This window comes from Streptococcus mitis, assembly GCF_946190155.1.
GTDB lineage: Bacteria > Bacillota > Bacilli > Lactobacillales > Streptococcaceae > Streptococcus > Streptococcus mitis_CL.
In genome coordinates, this window is the sequence record NZ_CAMHZL010000005.1 from 1 (window position 1) to 16,801 (window position 16,801).

The 16,801-nt window shown below is 40.9% G+C and carries 13 protein-coding genes; 2 read left to right on the plus strand and 11 right to left on the minus strand.

Annotation, left to right across the window (positions count from 1 at the left end; translation table 11 throughout):
* On the minus strand, nucleotides 1-1,913 hold a 1,913-nt coding region (locus N8O80_RS05355; RefSeq protein ID WP_261027132.1), incomplete at its 3' end, for a mucin-binding protein.
* Nucleotides 1,914-2,130: 217 nt separating this feature from the next.
* On the opposite strand from N8O80_RS05355, the gene pclR reads away from it, so the two are divergent.
* Complete coding sequence (gene pclR / locus N8O80_RS05360) at nucleotides 2,131-3,615, plus strand: virulence transcriptional activator PclR (RefSeq protein ID WP_247933127.1); 1,485 nt, start codon at nucleotides 2,131-2,133, stop codon at nucleotides 3,613-3,615.
* 51 nt (nucleotides 3,616-3,666) lie between these two features.
* On the opposite strand, the gene yaaA is transcribed toward pclR, so the two are convergent.
* From yaaA to N8O80_RS05380, 4 genes are all read right to left on the minus strand, one after another.
* Nucleotides 3,667-4,395 carry a peroxide stress protein YaaA gene (yaaA, locus tag N8O80_RS05365; protein ID WP_064275950.1) on the minus strand — a complete coding sequence of 243 codons (729 nt, stop codon included), beginning with the start codon at nucleotides 4,393-4,395 and terminating at the stop codon, nucleotides 3,667-3,669.
* 186 nt (nucleotides 4,396-4,581) lie between these two features.
* Nucleotides 4,582-6,177 (minus strand): hypothetical protein, encoded by a 1,596-nt coding sequence (locus N8O80_RS05370; protein WP_070479900.1) that lies wholly within the window; start codon nucleotides 6,175-6,177, stop codon nucleotides 4,582-4,584.
* An 11-nt stretch (nucleotides 6,178-6,188) separates the two neighbouring features.
* Nucleotides 6,189-6,599, minus strand: coding sequence for a peptide deformylase (locus tag N8O80_RS05375; protein ID WP_070479899.1), 411 nt, complete (start codon nucleotides 6,597-6,599; stop codon nucleotides 6,189-6,191).
* 113 nt (nucleotides 6,600-6,712) lie between these two features.
* Nucleotides 6,713-9,409 carry a cation-translocating P-type ATPase gene (locus N8O80_RS05380; protein WP_261027133.1) on the minus strand — a complete coding sequence of 899 codons (2,697 nt, stop codon included), beginning with the start codon at nucleotides 9,407-9,409 and terminating at the stop codon, nucleotides 6,713-6,715.
* Nucleotides 9,410-9,716: 307 nt separating this feature from the next.
* Between N8O80_RS05380 and mntE the strand changes: the two genes are divergently transcribed.
* Nucleotides 9,717-10,910: a CDF family manganese efflux transporter MntE gene (gene mntE, locus N8O80_RS05385; RefSeq protein ID WP_261027134.1), complete on the plus strand. Its 1,194-nt coding sequence runs from the start codon at nucleotides 9,717-9,719 to the stop codon at nucleotides 10,908-10,910.
* 53 nt (nucleotides 10,911-10,963) lie between these two features.
* On the opposite strand, the gene N8O80_RS05390 is transcribed toward mntE, so the two are convergent.
* The 6 genes from N8O80_RS05390 to N8O80_RS05415 form a co-directional block, all read right to left on the minus strand.
* Nucleotides 10,964-11,575 (minus strand): hypothetical protein, encoded by a 612-nt coding sequence (locus N8O80_RS05390; RefSeq protein ID WP_070479896.1) that lies wholly within the window; start codon nucleotides 11,573-11,575, stop codon nucleotides 10,964-10,966.
* Complete coding sequence (locus tag N8O80_RS05395; protein WP_261027135.1) at nucleotides 11,572-13,440, minus strand: ABC-F family ATP-binding cassette domain-containing protein; 1,869 nt, start codon at nucleotides 13,438-13,440, stop codon at nucleotides 11,572-11,574. The genes N8O80_RS05390 and N8O80_RS05395 overlap by 4 nt, the downstream gene beginning before the upstream one ends.
* Nucleotides 13,437-14,636: a CCA tRNA nucleotidyltransferase gene (locus N8O80_RS05400; RefSeq protein WP_314732579.1), complete on the minus strand. Its 1,200-nt coding sequence runs from the start codon at nucleotides 14,634-14,636 to the stop codon at nucleotides 13,437-13,439. Before N8O80_RS05400 ends, N8O80_RS05395 begins: the two co-directional genes overlap by 4 nt.
* On the minus strand, nucleotides 14,633-15,400 hold the full coding sequence (gene dapB / locus N8O80_RS05405) for a 4-hydroxy-tetrahydrodipicolinate reductase (protein ID WP_261027136.1): 768 nt from the start codon (nucleotides 15,398-15,400) through the stop codon (nucleotides 14,633-14,635). Before dapB ends, N8O80_RS05400 begins: the two co-directional genes overlap by 4 nt.
* Nucleotides 15,401-15,555: 155 nt before the next feature.
* Nucleotides 15,556-16,404, minus strand: coding sequence for a DegV family protein (locus tag N8O80_RS05410; protein ID WP_261027137.1), 849 nt, complete (start codon nucleotides 16,402-16,404; stop codon nucleotides 15,556-15,558).
* Between the two features lies 1 nt (nucleotide 16,405).
* Nucleotides 16,406-16,780: a DUF1149 family protein gene (locus N8O80_RS05415; protein ID WP_060627763.1), complete on the minus strand. Its 375-nt coding sequence runs from the start codon at nucleotides 16,778-16,780 to the stop codon at nucleotides 16,406-16,408.
* Nucleotides 16,781-16,801 lie beyond the last annotated feature (21 nt).

Sequence of the window (16,801 nt, forward strand, 5' to 3'; positions counted from 1 at the left end):
TTACGGTAAGTAACTGTTTCAACACGGTCTTGGTCTTTCGCTTGAACTCCACTTACAGCTGGGATTTCTGATTTATCTGCTGTGTAACCGGCGATGGTTGGTGATACCACTTTATCAAACGTATCATCATTGGTTGTCCAGTCTTGGAAGAAAATTTGACCAGTCACTAAGTTAATACGACTCCAACGCTTGAAGGTAAGTGTTTCAACTACATCATCCTTAGCCTTGCTTCCATCTTCGTAAACATAATGGATGGTACGGCTAACACTTTCCTTGTTGTCCAAGTTTTCAACGGTTCCTGGCCAACGTGGGCTATCTGGTTGTCCTGGATTGACTGGTGTGTTTGGTTGTGGAGTTGGGTTATCTGGGTTAACTGGTTCAACACGTTCTGAAAGGGTTACAGTGTAGACTTGGTCACGTGCTGTATCGTAGTCATAAACCTTCGCACCACCCGCTGTGAATTCATCGCTGACAAGCTTATAACCTTGTTTCTTGAATTCTGTGATTTGACTTGTTGTGCTGTAGGCAATGGCTTCACCTGACTTACCTGTCACTTCATCTGTTGTGAGAACACGGTTACCATTAGTACTTACATAACGGATAACAGCTTTTTGATTTTCTTTTTCAATGACCACATTAGAGTCTGCACCAACAGCATCTAAATCATTATCGTCGTTTGGATCAATAGTTTTTGTTTCTGCATTATATCCGTGAATAGATTGGTTGTCACTAATTTTCCAACCAACTGGTACTTGAGGAATTTCAGTAACATCTGCTCTTGTTGTGTCATTAAAATCATTTTTGTATTGTCTACGGACAGCTGCTTCTTTATTTTCTACTACTTCACCATTTGAATTGATGTAATGTCCATCTTTGTCGACTAAATTGATATAACCTAAGTCTTTATACCAAACGTTGACAACTGTTTCATTTATATAGTCTGGGTTAACTGTTAACTCATCAACACTCTTGGCATCTGCGTAGAAACCTGGGTTAACTGGAGTCATAACTTTCTTGAAGGTATAATCCAAATCTCCGATAGCACGTTTCCGACGACGCGAACTACCTTGTGCGGCATGAGCCTCAATAGCACTCTTTAATCTTAAGCGTGCTTCTTGATCTAACGGAATATTCCACCCGCCTTTTTTATTTGCCTTTGCATCTTCAACTCGAAGCCCCTTTACAGGTTTTAAGGCAATTTTATCTTTTTCTTCTGACTCTTTGTCTACTTCAGAAGTTTGTTCAGCTACTTTTGATTCTGCATTTTTCTTTTCAGCAGATTCAATTTTACTCACTACTTCAGTTTTATCAGTAACTTTAGTCGTAGTCGCCCCTCTAAGTTCCAAAGCAATAACTGCAGCTTGAAGTTCAGACTCTGCTTGAGATAATTCTGATTCTGTCACATTTGCTCTGTTTAGTAATACTTTAGCAGATTGAATACTAGATTGAAGACGTTTTACACTTTCTTCAGTGTACAATTTAATCTCCAATTTTTCTGCACGCGAAAGAGCCGCTGATAATTTTGACTTATCAACAGCATTTTTAGAAGATACTTCTTCTTTCTGAATTTTAGCTTCTTCAACTTTTTCTGCTGGCATTTTAGCTTCATCAGATTTAGTTGGAGTTGCTTCCACTGGATTTGAAACAGATGGAGCTGCATAAGTCTTCTCTGACTTAGTATTTGTACTTTGCGTTTCCACAATCTTAGCAGAATCATCTAACTTATCAGCTTTAACTGTCTTTGTATTTTCAGAACCATTTTCATCCGCTTGTACAGTTTGAGCATTAGCAGCTGATCCTAAGACCAAGGCTGTACCAAGTAAAACACTCGCTGCACCAAAGTGATACTTACGAATAGAAAATCGTTGTTGCATACTATACCAGTCAAATGATTTCTTATGTGAATGTTTCATTTTGAACTCCTAAGTAATATTTTATAATTCCTACTCTACAACTATTTAATATATAAATCAACACTATCCAAGGAATTACTATATCGTATTTCTGATTTTCAGAGCCAGTTATTATATTCTCTTTTTTTTGAATCGTCGGAACATTTTTTTAGCTCTAACATTATAGTTGATTAAAAACAGAAAAATGATATAATAAATTAAGGAGGATAATACCCATATGAGAAACCTTTTATCCACAAAAGATCAAAGACAATTACGTTTAATGGAAACCTTAATTCAGAATCGTAATTGGATGAAATTGCATGAACTAGCCGAAAAATTAGGATGTACAGAACGAATCTTAAAAAGTGATTTAAATGAATTACGTGTTGCCTTTCCATCTATTGACATCCAATCTTCTGTTAACGGAATCATGATAGATTTAGAAGTTAACACTAGTGTAGAAGATATTTATCAATATTTTCTTGCTAATTCTCAATCTTTTCAATTACTAGAGTATCTGTTTTTTAATGAGGGGCTACCTATTTATCGAACAATAGAAAATCTTCACTCTAGTAATGCCAACCTCTATCGACTGGGCAGAAATATTACAAAAACTCTATCAACTCAATTCCAAATTGAACTATCATTTACTCCATCCGAAATACGTGGCAATGAAATCGATATTCGCTATTTTTTTGCCCAATATTTTTCTGAGCGCTATTATTTCCTAGATTGGCCTTTTCCTGACCTTCCTGAGGAAGATTTAACAGAATTTGCTGACTTCTTCTATAAAATCACGAATTATCCAATGCGATTTTCAATTTATAGAATGTACAAACTGATGATAGCTATCAGTATTTACCGCATCAAAAATGGTCATTTTATCGACTTACCAAATCATTTCTACGATGAATACTACCCTATTTTGGAAAGTATTCCAAATTTTGAAGAGATACTAGGCTATTTTTCTCAAGTATTTGAACTTGAAATCACTCCAGATATCATTACACAAATTTTTATTTCCTTTATTCAAAGTAACATTTTCTTAGATCCTCAAGAATTCTTCAACTCTATAGAAGATAACAGTGAAGCAAGACACTCTTACCAATTACTGAGTCAAATATTAGAACGTCTAGCAAAACAATATAAGATTACTTTTACTAACCACGATGAGCTGATTTGGCATTTACACAACACTGCTTTCTTTGAAAGACAGGAAATCTTTTCTACCCCAATCTTATTTGAACAAAAAGCATTGACGATTAAAAAATTCGAAGTTTACTTCCCAGACTTTATGGGAAGTGCACGTCAAGAACTGGCTCAATATCGTCAGGCAATTGGACAGCATGACCATCCTGAACAGTTGGAACACTTGATGTATACCCTATTGACCCATGCTGAAAACCTCTCTACTCAGTTGTTAGAAAATCGACCACCTATCAAGGTTTTGATTATCAGTAACTTTGACCATGCTATATCCCTTACCTTTGTTGATATGCTTTCCTATTACTGTAATAACCGCTTTACCTTCGATACTTGGGATGAATTGAAAACAAGTCCTGAGATTTTAAATCAGACAGATTACGATATCATCGTGTCTAATTTCTATATTCCAGGAATTACCAAGAAGTTTATTTGTCGAAATCATCTGTCAATCATGGATTTGGTTAATCATCTTAACTGTTTATCAAATGAAATTCATATATCCAATACTTTATAAGTTATCAAAAAAGTCAGCATGATTCTGCTGACTTTTTCTCTTATCTGATTTCTATACTTCTTTTACAAAAACCAATTCCTGTGGCTGGGACAAATCTTCTCGGTAGGTAAATCCTGCAAAACTTAAGCGACGTGCTTCCTCCACCGTCTGTACTTGATTTTCTATCAGAGCTGTCAAGAAGGCACCACGCGCTTTCTTAGAAATAGTTGAATGAATCTTCAACTGACCACCTCTATTCTCCATGAATTTGAAGGTCACCATTTTTTCTCTGATTTCCTTAGAAAATACAGTCTCAAACTCGGATGACAATAGAGAGAAAATCATTTCTTCCTGCTTCACAGCCTCATCATAGGCTTGCTTCCAATGGCTCTTCAAAATCTTACCAGCGACCTTTAATTTCATCAAAAAGTCCAAACGGTGAGGGGCTATGGGTGACAAGGCTGGTACGACTCCGTACAAAGCCGAAGTAATAAAGACATGATTTTCAAGATAGGCCTGTTCTGCATCGTTCAGTTTGTCTCGCTTAATGTGGCGGTACATAAGCCCATCAAATAGATTCAAGGCTGGGTAGTGTTGAGCAGCTTGCCTTTTCAAATCTTGGATATTTTGAAATTCTTCCGCCGCCTTCTCTGCTGATACCTTGTAAAAACTCTCCAATTGACTAGCAGAATAGAGAGCCAAGGCATCCAGCACAGCCTGACTTTCTAGTCTTAAAGGAGCAGCTTCGATACTTGGCAAATCTGTGTTCATTTCTTTCGCTGTTGGGATTAAAATTTTCATATTGATAGTGTAGCATATTTTTTAGCCACAACCAAGAAATTCATCTGAAAAGAGACTGGGGAAAAAGGCATTAAAATTAAAAAATGCATAGTATCAGGAATTGAGAAATCTTGATACTATGCGTTTTATTGTGGAAAAATTTACTTCATTTTTTCCTGAAATTGAGTTTTTGCCCAGCCTCTTCCCTTACTGTACTTTAAAGGTCTTGAGATAGTTGTCTTTTCCTACTTGACCTTCGAAGGTTTTACCATTTTCAAGGTAAGGAAGGTCATCTGATACTGAGGCCTTAACCTTGTAAATCTTGCCATCAACTTTAAAGAAGTAGACGGTGTCGCCCTTGATAACAGCTGATTTGAGGTCTGCTACCACACCCTTAATACTTTCTGTCGTTTCATTATCAAATTCAAGGTCGTTTTTATTGGCGTACTTGCTGAGCAGTTCTTCTACTGTAGTAGCTACGATAACATTTTGGTACTCGACTGCATCAACCAAGGCGTACTCTTTGACCAAACCAGCATTGTCCTTCAAGCCCATGATGTAGAGAGGCTTGTCATTGAGGTTGATGAGGATTGGGAAGGTTGCCTTGTAGGATTTCTCCTGAACAGCACCTTCGGCTGATTCACGGGCTGATTCTTCGGTCGCAGAAGCCAAGCTGTACTTAGTTATTTCTCCTGTTCGCATATTTTCAAGAATGAAACCAAGATTACTTTCATCTGCATTGGCCGATGTCACACCTGTGTAGAGGTAGATGTCATTACCAATAGACAAATAATTATATCCCTTGGTAGTCTGGGTCACGTTTTTCTTGGAAATCATGGCATTCCAGAAACCGTCCTTGTACTTGCCGTTGTAGTTGATTTGCTCAATAGTTTCCTCAGCTGGATAGACCCTGTCCACCCATTCCGGAACATCTGCCAAGCTGTATTCCTTGGTCTCTCCATTTGTGGCGTCCAAGATAATGACTGAAATAGGACGAGGAACTGCTAAACCAAATTGCTTTTGGTAAACCGTTGCTACATAGAAAGGATTGCCCTCATCGTCCACCTCAAATGATGGAGTCTTGAAGATCTTAGTTGGGTACTTCAAGCGTAGGTGACGCTTGACATCACGGTTAAAATACTCCGAGTCAGAATACTTGATTGGTGTCTTCAAGTCCACCAAGTTGGCATTTCCAGTTACCATGTCCACCTTGATATACTCGCCGATTCCTTTTGCTTGATTGTTAAACCACTTGATAGGGTCTGCATATTCTAGTGGTGTCACTCGATAAGGTTTTCCATCAATCGTCAGTTGGGTATAGGTATCTGCGGCTACATATTGCGACACCTTATCCGTTAGAGAACCCAAGTAGCGGTCACCAATTTTCTCAGCAGTACTTCTATCTAAGATAGGAACCTTACTGGTGTCAGTCTTAGGAAATTCAGTAAAGTCTTTTTCCGTAACTGTGACTACATTAGCATAATTTTTAGCCTGAAAAATGCTGGAGGTCACCAAGGAAACTAAACCAGCTAAGAGAAGAATTCCTCCAATAGAAGCTAAAAGGATTTTCCCTAATCGATTGATTTTGAAACTCTCTAGATTTAAGGCAGCTTCCGCTTTACCGTGGCGCACATGAACTGTTTTGACCAGATTTATTCCCTTGCCAAAGCCAAATAAGATTGCCACAACCAGCAAATGCCCACAGAGGAAAAAGAGAAATTCCCAGCTGGTCAGGTTAAGAGGCGGTAAAAAGATATACCAGGTCGTTGCGATAAAAATAAGTTCAAAGACTATTCGTTTCATTTGCTTTCCTCCTAAATGATTCGTCCTTCCAAGTGATCCAGTTCATGCTGGCAAATCTGAGCTGGGAAGCCTGTCAAAGTAATGGTCTGTTCCTTCCACTTGCTGTCACGATAGGACACCGTAATCATTTCATAACGGGTCGTCGGTCTCTCACCTGTCAAGGACAAACAGCCTTCTTCTGTCTCATAAGGTCCTTCAAAGGACAGGAGCACTGGGTTAAACATGACCACAGGAACCAGGCCAAGATTAAAGATAATCACGCGCTTCTGCACCCCAATCATATTGGCAGCCAGACCAACACAGGTCTCGCGATTTTCTAAGAGTGTATCCTGCAAATCTTTGGCAAGATAAAGATCTTCTTGACTTGCCGGTTGAGACACCTGAGATAAAAATAAGATATCCTTTACAATTTTCTTCTCCACTTCCTCACACTCCTCTTTCTTTTTACTATATTATAGCAATTATAGCACAAAAGCCGATAACTGCAAGCCCTTTCCCTCAACTGTAACAAAAAGCCATCCGAAGATGACTTTTTTTAAATCGCATTCTTGTCAAAACCGAGTTTACGTTGGATAAATTTAACGATTTCGACAATGATAATCATTGAGAAGCTTCCAGCCATAACAATTCCCCATTGAGACAAGTCTAGTTTGGTTACGTGGAAGATACCTTCAAGCGGTTCTACGACGATTGTTGCCATGAGAAGGATGAAGGATACCAAGATAGACCAATTGAAAGTCTTAGACTTGAATGGGCCAACTGTCAAGATGGATTGGTAAACAGACTTGACATTATAGGCATGGAAGAGTTGAATCAAACCAAGGGTTGCAAAGGCCATAGTAAGGGCATCTGCATGAATGGCATGATTGTCACCCACGTGAACTGGGTAAAGAAGAGCAAGGCCATAAACACTCATAACAATAGCTGCTTGGAGTACACCTTGATAGATGATAGAACTCAAAACACCACCTGAGAAGAAGCTTGCCTTGCGTCCACGTGGTTTATGGTTCATGACACCAGGCTCAGCAGGTTCAACACCAAGAGCGATAGCTGGGAAGGTATCTGTTACCAAGTTAATCCACAAAAGATGAACTGGCTGTAAGACATCCCAACCAAACAAGGTTGATAGGAAGATAGTTAATACTTCAGCAGTATTGGCAGAAAGTAGGTACTGAATCGTCTTTTGAATGTTTGAAAAGACCTTACGTCCTTCTTCAACTGCAACAATAATAGTCGCAAAGTTATCATCTGCAAGAATCATGTCAGAAGCCCCCTTAGAAACCTCTGTACCAGTGATTCCCATACCGATACCGATATCGGCTGTTTTCAGAGCTGGCGCATCATTGACACCATCACCTGTCATGGCAACGACCTTACCTTGTTTTTGCCAAGCCTTGACGATACGAACCTTATGCTCTGGAGATACACGCGCATAAACAGAGTATTGACCAACTACTTTTTCAAAGTCTTCATCAGATAGTTCGTTGAGCTCAGCACCAGTTAAAACGTGACCTTCTGTATCGTTTGCATCAATGATTCCCAAACGTTTGGCAATAGCTTCTGCAGTGTCTTGGTGATCACCCGTAATCATGATTGGACGGATTCCAGCTTCCTTAGCTACACGAACAGCCTCAGCAGCTTCAGGACGTTCAGGGTCAATCATCCCAATCAAACCAGTAAAGATTAAATCATTTTCAAGCTCTTCAGAAGTGAGGTTTTCTGGAATGCTGTCAATAATCTTATAAGCACCAGCAAGGACACGCAAGGCTTGGTGAGCCATTTCAGAGTTGTTTGTGTGAATGAGGTTTGTAACCTTCTCATCAATCGGAGCAATATCCCCAGCCTTATCACGAAGAACACAACGTTTCAAGAGTTGGTCTGGCGCACCTTTAACAGCTACGAGGAAGCGTCCATCTGCAAGTGGATGAACTGTTGACATGAGCTTACGTTCAGAATCAAATGGCAACTCAGCCACACGAGGATATTTCTCTAAAAATCCTTTCACATCGTAGCCCTTGTCCAAAGCATACTGGATAAAGGCTGTTTCGGTTGGATCACCAATCAGGTTGCCTTCCACATCGATTTTCGTATCATTAGCCAAGACTACTGAACGTAGAAGCGGCATTTCAAGACCCAGTTCAATATCATCAGCTGAGTCATGTAGGACTGCATCGTAGAAGACTTTTTCGACTGTCATCTTGTTCATAGTCAGCGTACCAGTCTTATCAGAAGCAATAATTTCTGTTGAACCAAGTGTTTCTACTGCTGGCAACTTCCGAACGATAGAGTTTCGTTTGGCTAAAACTTGAGTACCAAGGGCAAGAACGATGGTTACGATAGCAGGAAGCCCTTCTGGAATGGCTGCAACAGCAAGCGCAACAGAGGTCATCAACTCACCGAGTGGATTTTTCCCTTGAATGAAAACACCCACTACAAAAGTAACAAGGGCAATGACCAAAATTGCATAAGTCAAGACCTTAGAAAGGTTGTTCAAGTTTTGTTTGAGTGGTGTATCCGTCTCATCCGCATCTTGGAGCATGCCAGCGATATGACCAACTTCCGTGTACATACCTGTATTGACAACAACACCAAGACCACGACCATAAGTCACATTTGAGTTTTGGAAGGCCATATTGACACGGTCACCAATACCAGCATCTGCAGTAAGCTCGACTGACAAGTCTTTTTCGACTGGCACAGACTCACCTGTAAGAGCTGCTTCTTCGATTTTAAGAGAGTTGGCTTCTAGTAAACGTAGGTCTGCAGGTACTACATCACCAGCTTCGAGAGCGACGATATCACCTGGTACCAATTCTTTAGAATCAATCTCCGCCATATGCCCATCACGAAGAACGCGGGCAGCTGGACTAGACATGGATTTGAGAGCTTCGATGGCTTCTTCTGCTTTCCCTTCTTGGTAAACACCAAAGGCAGCATTGATGATAACCACAGCTAGGATGATAATAGCATCTGCGATATCTTCCCCACCAGAAGTCACAACTGACAAGATTGCTGCAGCAACTAGGATGATAATCATCAAATCCTTAAATTGCTCGATAAATTTGACCAGGATTGATCGTTTCTCGCCTTCTTCGAGTTCATTGTGGCCAAATTCTGCAAGGCGCTTTTCCGCCTCACTTGATGACAAACCTTGCTCGGTCGCATCCACAGCCTTCAAGACCTCTTCAGGACTCTGAGTGTAAAACGCTTGGCGTTTTTGTTCTTTTGACATGTGTCTCCTCCTTGACATTGTGTGCAAAACAGACTCTCTTTTCCCTCATCGCATCTTTTCACGACAAACAAAAAGAGACCTATTAATCATAACAAGTCTCGCTGTTTAAGATAGTGCCGGAAAGCATACTTTTCAGTATAAAATTCGGAATGACGACACTATCACAGGTTTCTGCCAGCTACTCCCTTGAGTAGTACTATTATACCAAATTTTGAAAAGTTTTCAAAGAGTAAAAAATGACTTATTTGAATTTTCCCTTGAAAACCAGTATAATGGTAGAATGCTATATGACTAGAAAGGAAGTTGAATGAAGCAATCTATCTCAAATCTCAAGTTGGCTGAGCGTGGGGCCATTATCAGTATTTCGACCTATTTGATCTTGTCTGCAGCGAAATTAGCAACTGGGCACCTCCTCCATTCATCCAGTTTGGTGGCCGATGGTTTTAACAACGTGTCGGACATCATTGGAAATGTGGCCCTCTTGATTGGAATCCGGATGGCACGCCAGCCTGCTGACCGAGACCACCGTTTTGGCCACTGGAAGATTGAAGATTTGGCTAGCTTGGTCACTTCCATCATCATGTTCTATGTTGGTTTTGATGTTCTAAGGGATACCATTCAAAAGATTCTCAGTCATGAAGAAACGGTTATTGACCCTCTTGGTGCAACTCTTGGAATCATTTCTGCAGCGATTATGTTTCTAGTTTATCTCTACAATACTCGCCTCAGTAAGAAATCCAACTCTAAGGCACTCAAGGCCGCAGCAAAGGACAATCTTTCTGATGCTGTTACCTCACTTGGAACCACCATTGCCATCCTAGCTAGCAGTTTCAATTATCCCATTGTAGATAAACTGGTCGCCATCATCATCACTTTCTTTATCTTGAAAACTGCCTATGATATCTTTATCGAATCTTCCTTTAGCCTTTCAGATGGCTTTGACGACCGCCTGCTTGAGGACTATCAAAAGGCCATCATGGAGATTCCCAAAATCAGCAAGGTTAAGTCGCAAAGAGGTCGTACCTACGGTAGCAACATCTACCTCGATATCACGCTGGAGATGAATCCAGACTTGTCTGTTTTTGAGAGCCATGAAATCGCGGATCAAGTCGAATCTATGCTGGAGGAACATTTTGGCGTCTTTGATACCGATGTTCATATTGAGCCAGCACCTATCCCTGAGGATGAAATTTTAGACAATGTCTATAAAAAATTGCTCATGCGTGAACAATTGATTGACCAAGGAAATCAACTGGAAGAACTCTTGGCTGATGATTTTGTCTATATTCGTCAAGATGGAGAGCAGATGGATAAAGAGGCCTATAAAGCCGAAAAAGAGTTGAATTCTGCTATCAAGGACATTCAAATCACTTCCATCAGTCAGAAGACCAAACTCATCTGTTATGAATTAGATGGTATCGTCCATACCAGTATCTGGCGCCGCCACGAAACTTGGCAAAATATCTTTCATCAAGAAACCAAAAAAGAAGACAAACAGTAACCCTATCCAGTGGATAGGGCTTTTTTGATTGATTTTCTTTAACCTAAACTATCTTATAAGCGTTCGGAAGATTTGGTTTTCGAAGCTTGTTTTGTCTGTTTTCCTGCTTGACGATTTTGTTCAATACGCCATTCTCTTTCATAGTACTTCATGACCTCATAGACCCTTTCAGGAAGAACTACATCTAGTAGAAAGATAGGGATGATCAAATCTACTGACTGATGAAAAGTGAAACACCTTCTCTTCAGTAGGGCTAGAAGTGATTGGGATTTCACATTGTCCTTGTTTTTAAAATAAACTTCAATCCGATAAGAATCCCTGTACTTCCCTCGAATCCGAGAGAAAGAAAATTCCTCTACATCAGCCCAAGCATAGAAATGACTGGCTTTCTTTGGATTCGGTTTGTAGTAAAATCCCTTAACAGTAAATCTCAAATATTCCTTATCTGAGCTTAAAAGTCTGTAAGTCAGATAAACTCCTACTCCAGCATAAGTAAGTAAAACCAGCATTAACAAAAGACTTATCGTATGAAGTCTGGTCCCCTTTTGCGAATACGAATGGAGATAATAGAGAGGTAACAAGAAGAAAAGCACTGAAAAAAAGCCAAACAAAGCGTTCCAAATGATTTTCTTAGGACTACGTTTAATGACTTTTTCTTCCGTCATGCTAACTCACTTAGATACTCATAGCGTTCGTATTTTTCAAGGAGTGCTTCGTTTTTCTCATCTAGTTCTTTTTGAAGAGTAGCCAGTTTGCCAAAGTCAGAACCATTGGCCTGCATTTCCTCTTCAATAGCAACGATACGATTTTCCAAGGTTTCAATATCGCCTTCAATGCTTGCCCACTCCTGCTTTTCTTGGTAGGTCATGCGTTTCTTGTCTTCACGGACCTTGACCACTTTCTCCTTTTCGGCCTTTTGCACTTGATTGGCCATCTCTGTTTCAAAGGCTTTTTCATCAAGATAGTCGGTGTAATGACCAAAGAAAGGACGAATTTTACCATCCTCAAAAGCCAGAATCTTGGTCGCTACCTTATCCAAGAAATAGCGGTCGTGACTAACAGTCAAAACTGGACCAGCAAATCCTTGTAAGAAATTCTCCAAAACTGTCAAGGTTGCAATGTCCAAATCATTGGTCGGCTCATCCAAGAGGAGAACATTTGGTTTTTCCAAGAGCAATTTGAGGAGATAAAGACGTTTTTTCTCTCCCCCAGACAATTTCTCAATCAAGGTTCCATGCGTCGAACGTGGGAAAAGGAACTGCTCCAGCAATTCTGCAATTGAAGTCGTAGAACCACCGCTGGTCTTGACCTCTTCTGCCAATTCCTGCAGGTAATTGATCACTCGCTTGCTCTCATCCAAGCCCTCAATTTGTTGAGAGAAATAGGCGATGCGAACAGTTTCCCCTATCACCACTTGTCCTGCTGTCGGCTCAAGACTGCCTGCAATCAGGTTGAGCAGGGTTGATTTTCCAACACCATTGTCCCCAACGATTCCGATACGGTCTTTGGCCTGAACTAAGAGATTAAAATCTTGCAAAATGGGCTTGTTTTCATAGGCAAAGGAAACATCCTGAAACTCGATGACTTTCTTCCCAATACGACTGGTTTCAAAGTTCATGGTCAAGTCTGTCTCAGCAGCACCACCTGAAACTTCTTTCTTCAGGTCATGGAAACGATTGATACGAGCCTGCTGCTTGGTCGCACGCGCCTGCGGTTGTCTGCGCATCCAGGCCAATTCTTGTTTGTAGAGTTGTTCTTTTTTGTGAAGAAGAGCCGCGTCGCGCTCATCCTGTTCCGCCTTTAGGCGAACATAGTCCTGGTAATTTCCTTGGTATTCGGTCAATCCTGCTCGATCCAATTCGAAAATCCGAGTTGACAAAGCGTCTAGGAAATAACGGTCGTGGGTAATAAAAAGGACGGTCTTCTTAGAATTTTTCAAAAAGAGGGTCAGCCACTCAATAGTCGCAATGTCCAGATGGTTGGTTGGCTCATCCAAAAGCAAAAGGTCGTGATTGCCAAGTAAGACTTGCGCCAACTGGACTCGTCTTCTTAGACCACCTGATAATTCTCCAACTGGAGTAGATAAGTCCTGAATCCCCAGCTTGCTAAGAACCGTCTTGACCTGACTCTCAATTTCCCAAGCTTGGAGAGAGTCCATTTCTGCCATGACCCGTTCCAAACGCGCCTGTTTGTCATCACTATAGTTGAGCATGATCAATTCATACTCACGAATGAGCTGGATTTCCTTGAGGTCGCTAGATAAAACCGTATCCAAGACCGTCTTGCTATCATCAAAATCAGGATCTTGGGTCAAGTAACCAATCTGGTAATCATTCTTAGCTGAAAAGGGACTGACATCCCCATCAAATCCAGAAACACCAGAAAGGACGTCCAAAAGGGTGGTCTTGCCCGTTCCATTGACACCAATCAGACCAATTCTATCTAGATCATGGATAATAAAGGAAATATCCTTAAAAACGGTCTTGTCACCAATGGATTTACTTAGTTTTTCAACGATAAAATCTCTCATTTTTTCTCCCTTAGATAAGCATGGATGGCTTGACGGTTATTTTCCAATTCTCCATCGACAATGGCATATTCAATCTCTGTTAAAATCTCTCCCAAGTCTGGGCCCGGCTGATAACCATATTCCTTGATCAAAATACCACCGTTGATTTGGATTTCTTTCTTGTCATGAATGGTCAGACTCTGGTAGGTTTCTGTGATGACTTGTGGGTTGACTGGTTTTCCCTGAGCCTGACGAAGATTTTCAGCCTGTAAAAGCAAATCCAAGTCAAAGCGATAACAATCGCGCTTGCTCAATTCTCCCTTTTCACGCAAGTCCAAAATAGTCAGTAAATCCTGAACTTGCTTAGCAAACTGACGTGAGGTCTTCCAAGCCTTCAAAAATGGCTGCGCATTTTCAATATCCAAAGCCCACAGTAGAGCAGCCCAGGCTTGCTCTGAAGATTCAAAGGTGAAATCAGTCTCCAAATCAAACAGTCTATTAAGCTCGTCCTGGCTAGCTGCCATATCAGGGAGATAATCATAAGCTTGACTCTCAATCATGGAAGTCAAGCCCCTTCTCCAAAATGGAGCCAGCAAGAGTTTATCAAACTCAACGAAGGTACGCTCCACAGAAATTTTCTCCAAAAGTGGCGTCAAAGTCTTCATAGCTTTAAATGTTTCTGACTCAAGCTCAAAGCCAAGGCTGGCCTGAAAACGGAAACCACGCATAATACGCAAAGCATCTTCGTTGAAACGCTCACTAGCCACTCCAACTGCTCGTAAGACTTGCTTTTCCAAATCTTTTAAACCATGGAACAAGTCAATGATTTCTCCTGTCTCATCCAAGGCAAAGGCATTGACTGTAAAATCACGGCGTTTGAGATCTTCTTCTAGCGAACGCACAAAGGAAACCGCACTGGGTCTACGATAGTCCACATAGACATCCTCTGTCCGAAAAGTAGTCACCTCATACTCCTCGTCCCCATCTAAGACCAAGACGGTTCCATGTTCGATTCCGATATCGGCTGTTCGAGGAAAAATCTGCTTGGTCTCCTCTGGATAAGAAGACGTCGCAATATCCACATCATGGATGGGACGATTGAGAAGGGCATCTCTGACGGAACCCCCAACAAAATAGGCTTCAAAACCGGCTTCTTTAATTTTTTCTAATACTGGTAAAGCCTTCTGAAATTCAGAAGGCATTTGCGTTAATCTCATAATAAGTGTTCTAATCCATAGACAAGCTCATGACGCTTGACAACTTCTTTAATTCCCAAATTCACCCCTGTCATGAAGGAGCTACGATCATAGGAGTCATGACGAAGGGTCAATCCTTCTCCCTGATTGCCAAAGATGACTTCCTGATGGGCTACCAAGCCTGGCAAACGAACTGAGTGAATACGCATGCCATCAAAGTCAGCACCACGAGCACCAGCAATCAACTCTTCCTCGTCTGCTGCACCTTGCTGGATAGACTCTCGAACCTCTGCCATCAATTCAGCTGTTTTGATGGCTGTTCCACTCGGAGCATCCTTTTTCTTGTCATGATGGAGCTCGATAATCTCCACATTTGGGAAATATTTGGCAGCTTGCGTTGCAAATTGCATAAGCAAGACAGCACCCAAGGCAAAGTTAGGAGCAATCAAGCCACCCAAATCTTGGGTACGGGAAAATGCTTTTAGCTCTGCAATTTCTTCACTAGTAAAGCCTGTTGTTCCAACTACTGGAGCAAAGCCATTCTCAAGAGCAAAGCGTGTATTTTCATAGGCAACAGTTGGTGTAGTAAAGTCTACCCAGACATCCGCTTCAAAGCCTGCTAAATCAGCCTTATCCTTGAAAACAGGAATACCCTGCCATTCTGATTCAGACTCAAAGGGATCCAAAACTGCTACCAAGGCCAAGTCTGGATCAGCCAAGACCATCTGACAAGCAGCCTGACCCATCTTTCCCTTAAAACCAGCAATAATTACTCGAATACTCATCTCTACTCCTGTCTAAGATACAAAGCCTGTAGGAACACAAAGTGAAAATAGGAGTTCTGATCAAGGAGTACATCCTCCTTGGAAGAACTATCTTTTTCACACAGGGTTGCAGGCGTGTTCATTTGCTAACTTCCTAACTAAACTAAAAGTTCCAACTAAATCACTGGAATATAACCCAGAGCAATACTTCCTGCTCCTAGGTGTGTTCCAATGACACTACCAAATGTAGCAAGTGAAACATCCATACCTACTCCAGATTCAAGTAAGTGCTGACGCAATTCTTCAGCTTTTTCAGGAGCATTTCCGTGAATGACAATGATACGGTATTGGCCTGAAGCTGTGGCTTCCTTGATAATCTCAATTAAACGCTTGGTTGCTTTCTTTTCAGTACGAACTTTTTCGTACACTTCAATCACACCTTGGTCGTTGAAATAAAGAATTGGCTTAATGCTTAGGAGATTACCCAAAATAGCAGCCCCATTTGAAAGGCGTCCACCTTTCACCAAGTGGTCCAAGTCATCCACCATGATGAAAGCAGATGTGTGACTAATCTGAATAGCTAGCTTATCCTGAATGATGGCAAAATCATCGCCCTGGTCTTTCCACTTAAAAACACTTTCAACCATGATACCTAGAGGAGCACTTGTAATCAAAGTGTCTGGGAAGGCAATGGTTAAGCCCTCATATTCTTCTATCATATACTGGATATTTTGGTAAAAACCTGAAATTCCAGAAGATAGGAAAAGCCCCAAAACATGTGTATAGCCTTGTTCTTTGAGCGAAGTTAGAATCTCATCTAACTTTGCAATACTTGGTTGACTGGTCTTAGGCAATTCAGAAGCCTGAGCCATTTTTTGGTAAAATTCCTCTGCAGTCAGATTAATACCTTCGACATACTCCTCACCATCAATATTGACAGGAATATCCAAGACGTACAAATCTTCTCTTTGCAAGGTCTCTGCACTGAGATAAGCAGAAGAATCTGTGATAACAGCTAATTTCATATTAGAACTCCAAATTGATTCCTGGTAAGTCTAATGCAATTTCAGTTACTTCGTAAGTCAAACGGTTGAGCATGTTCAAACATGGACGAGCCAAGGTTTCCACTTCTTCTTGGTTCAATTCACTTGGTTCGTTAACAATACGACCATCGATATGGTTCACCTGTGAAATGGTTCCACTAATGACAAATTTGTCAAAGACAATCATAAAACTTAAGACAACCACTAAAGAAGTCACTTGATTTTCTTGGTCATGTTGGAGTAATTGGAAGTTCACATCCACCTTAGTTTCAGGAGCTCCATTTTCATTTTCCCATTCAAAATTACGCGCATCAAAATGATACTGACTAACAAATTCTTGTTCACGTTTAAGATTCATGTCTTTCTCCCTCGGCTACAA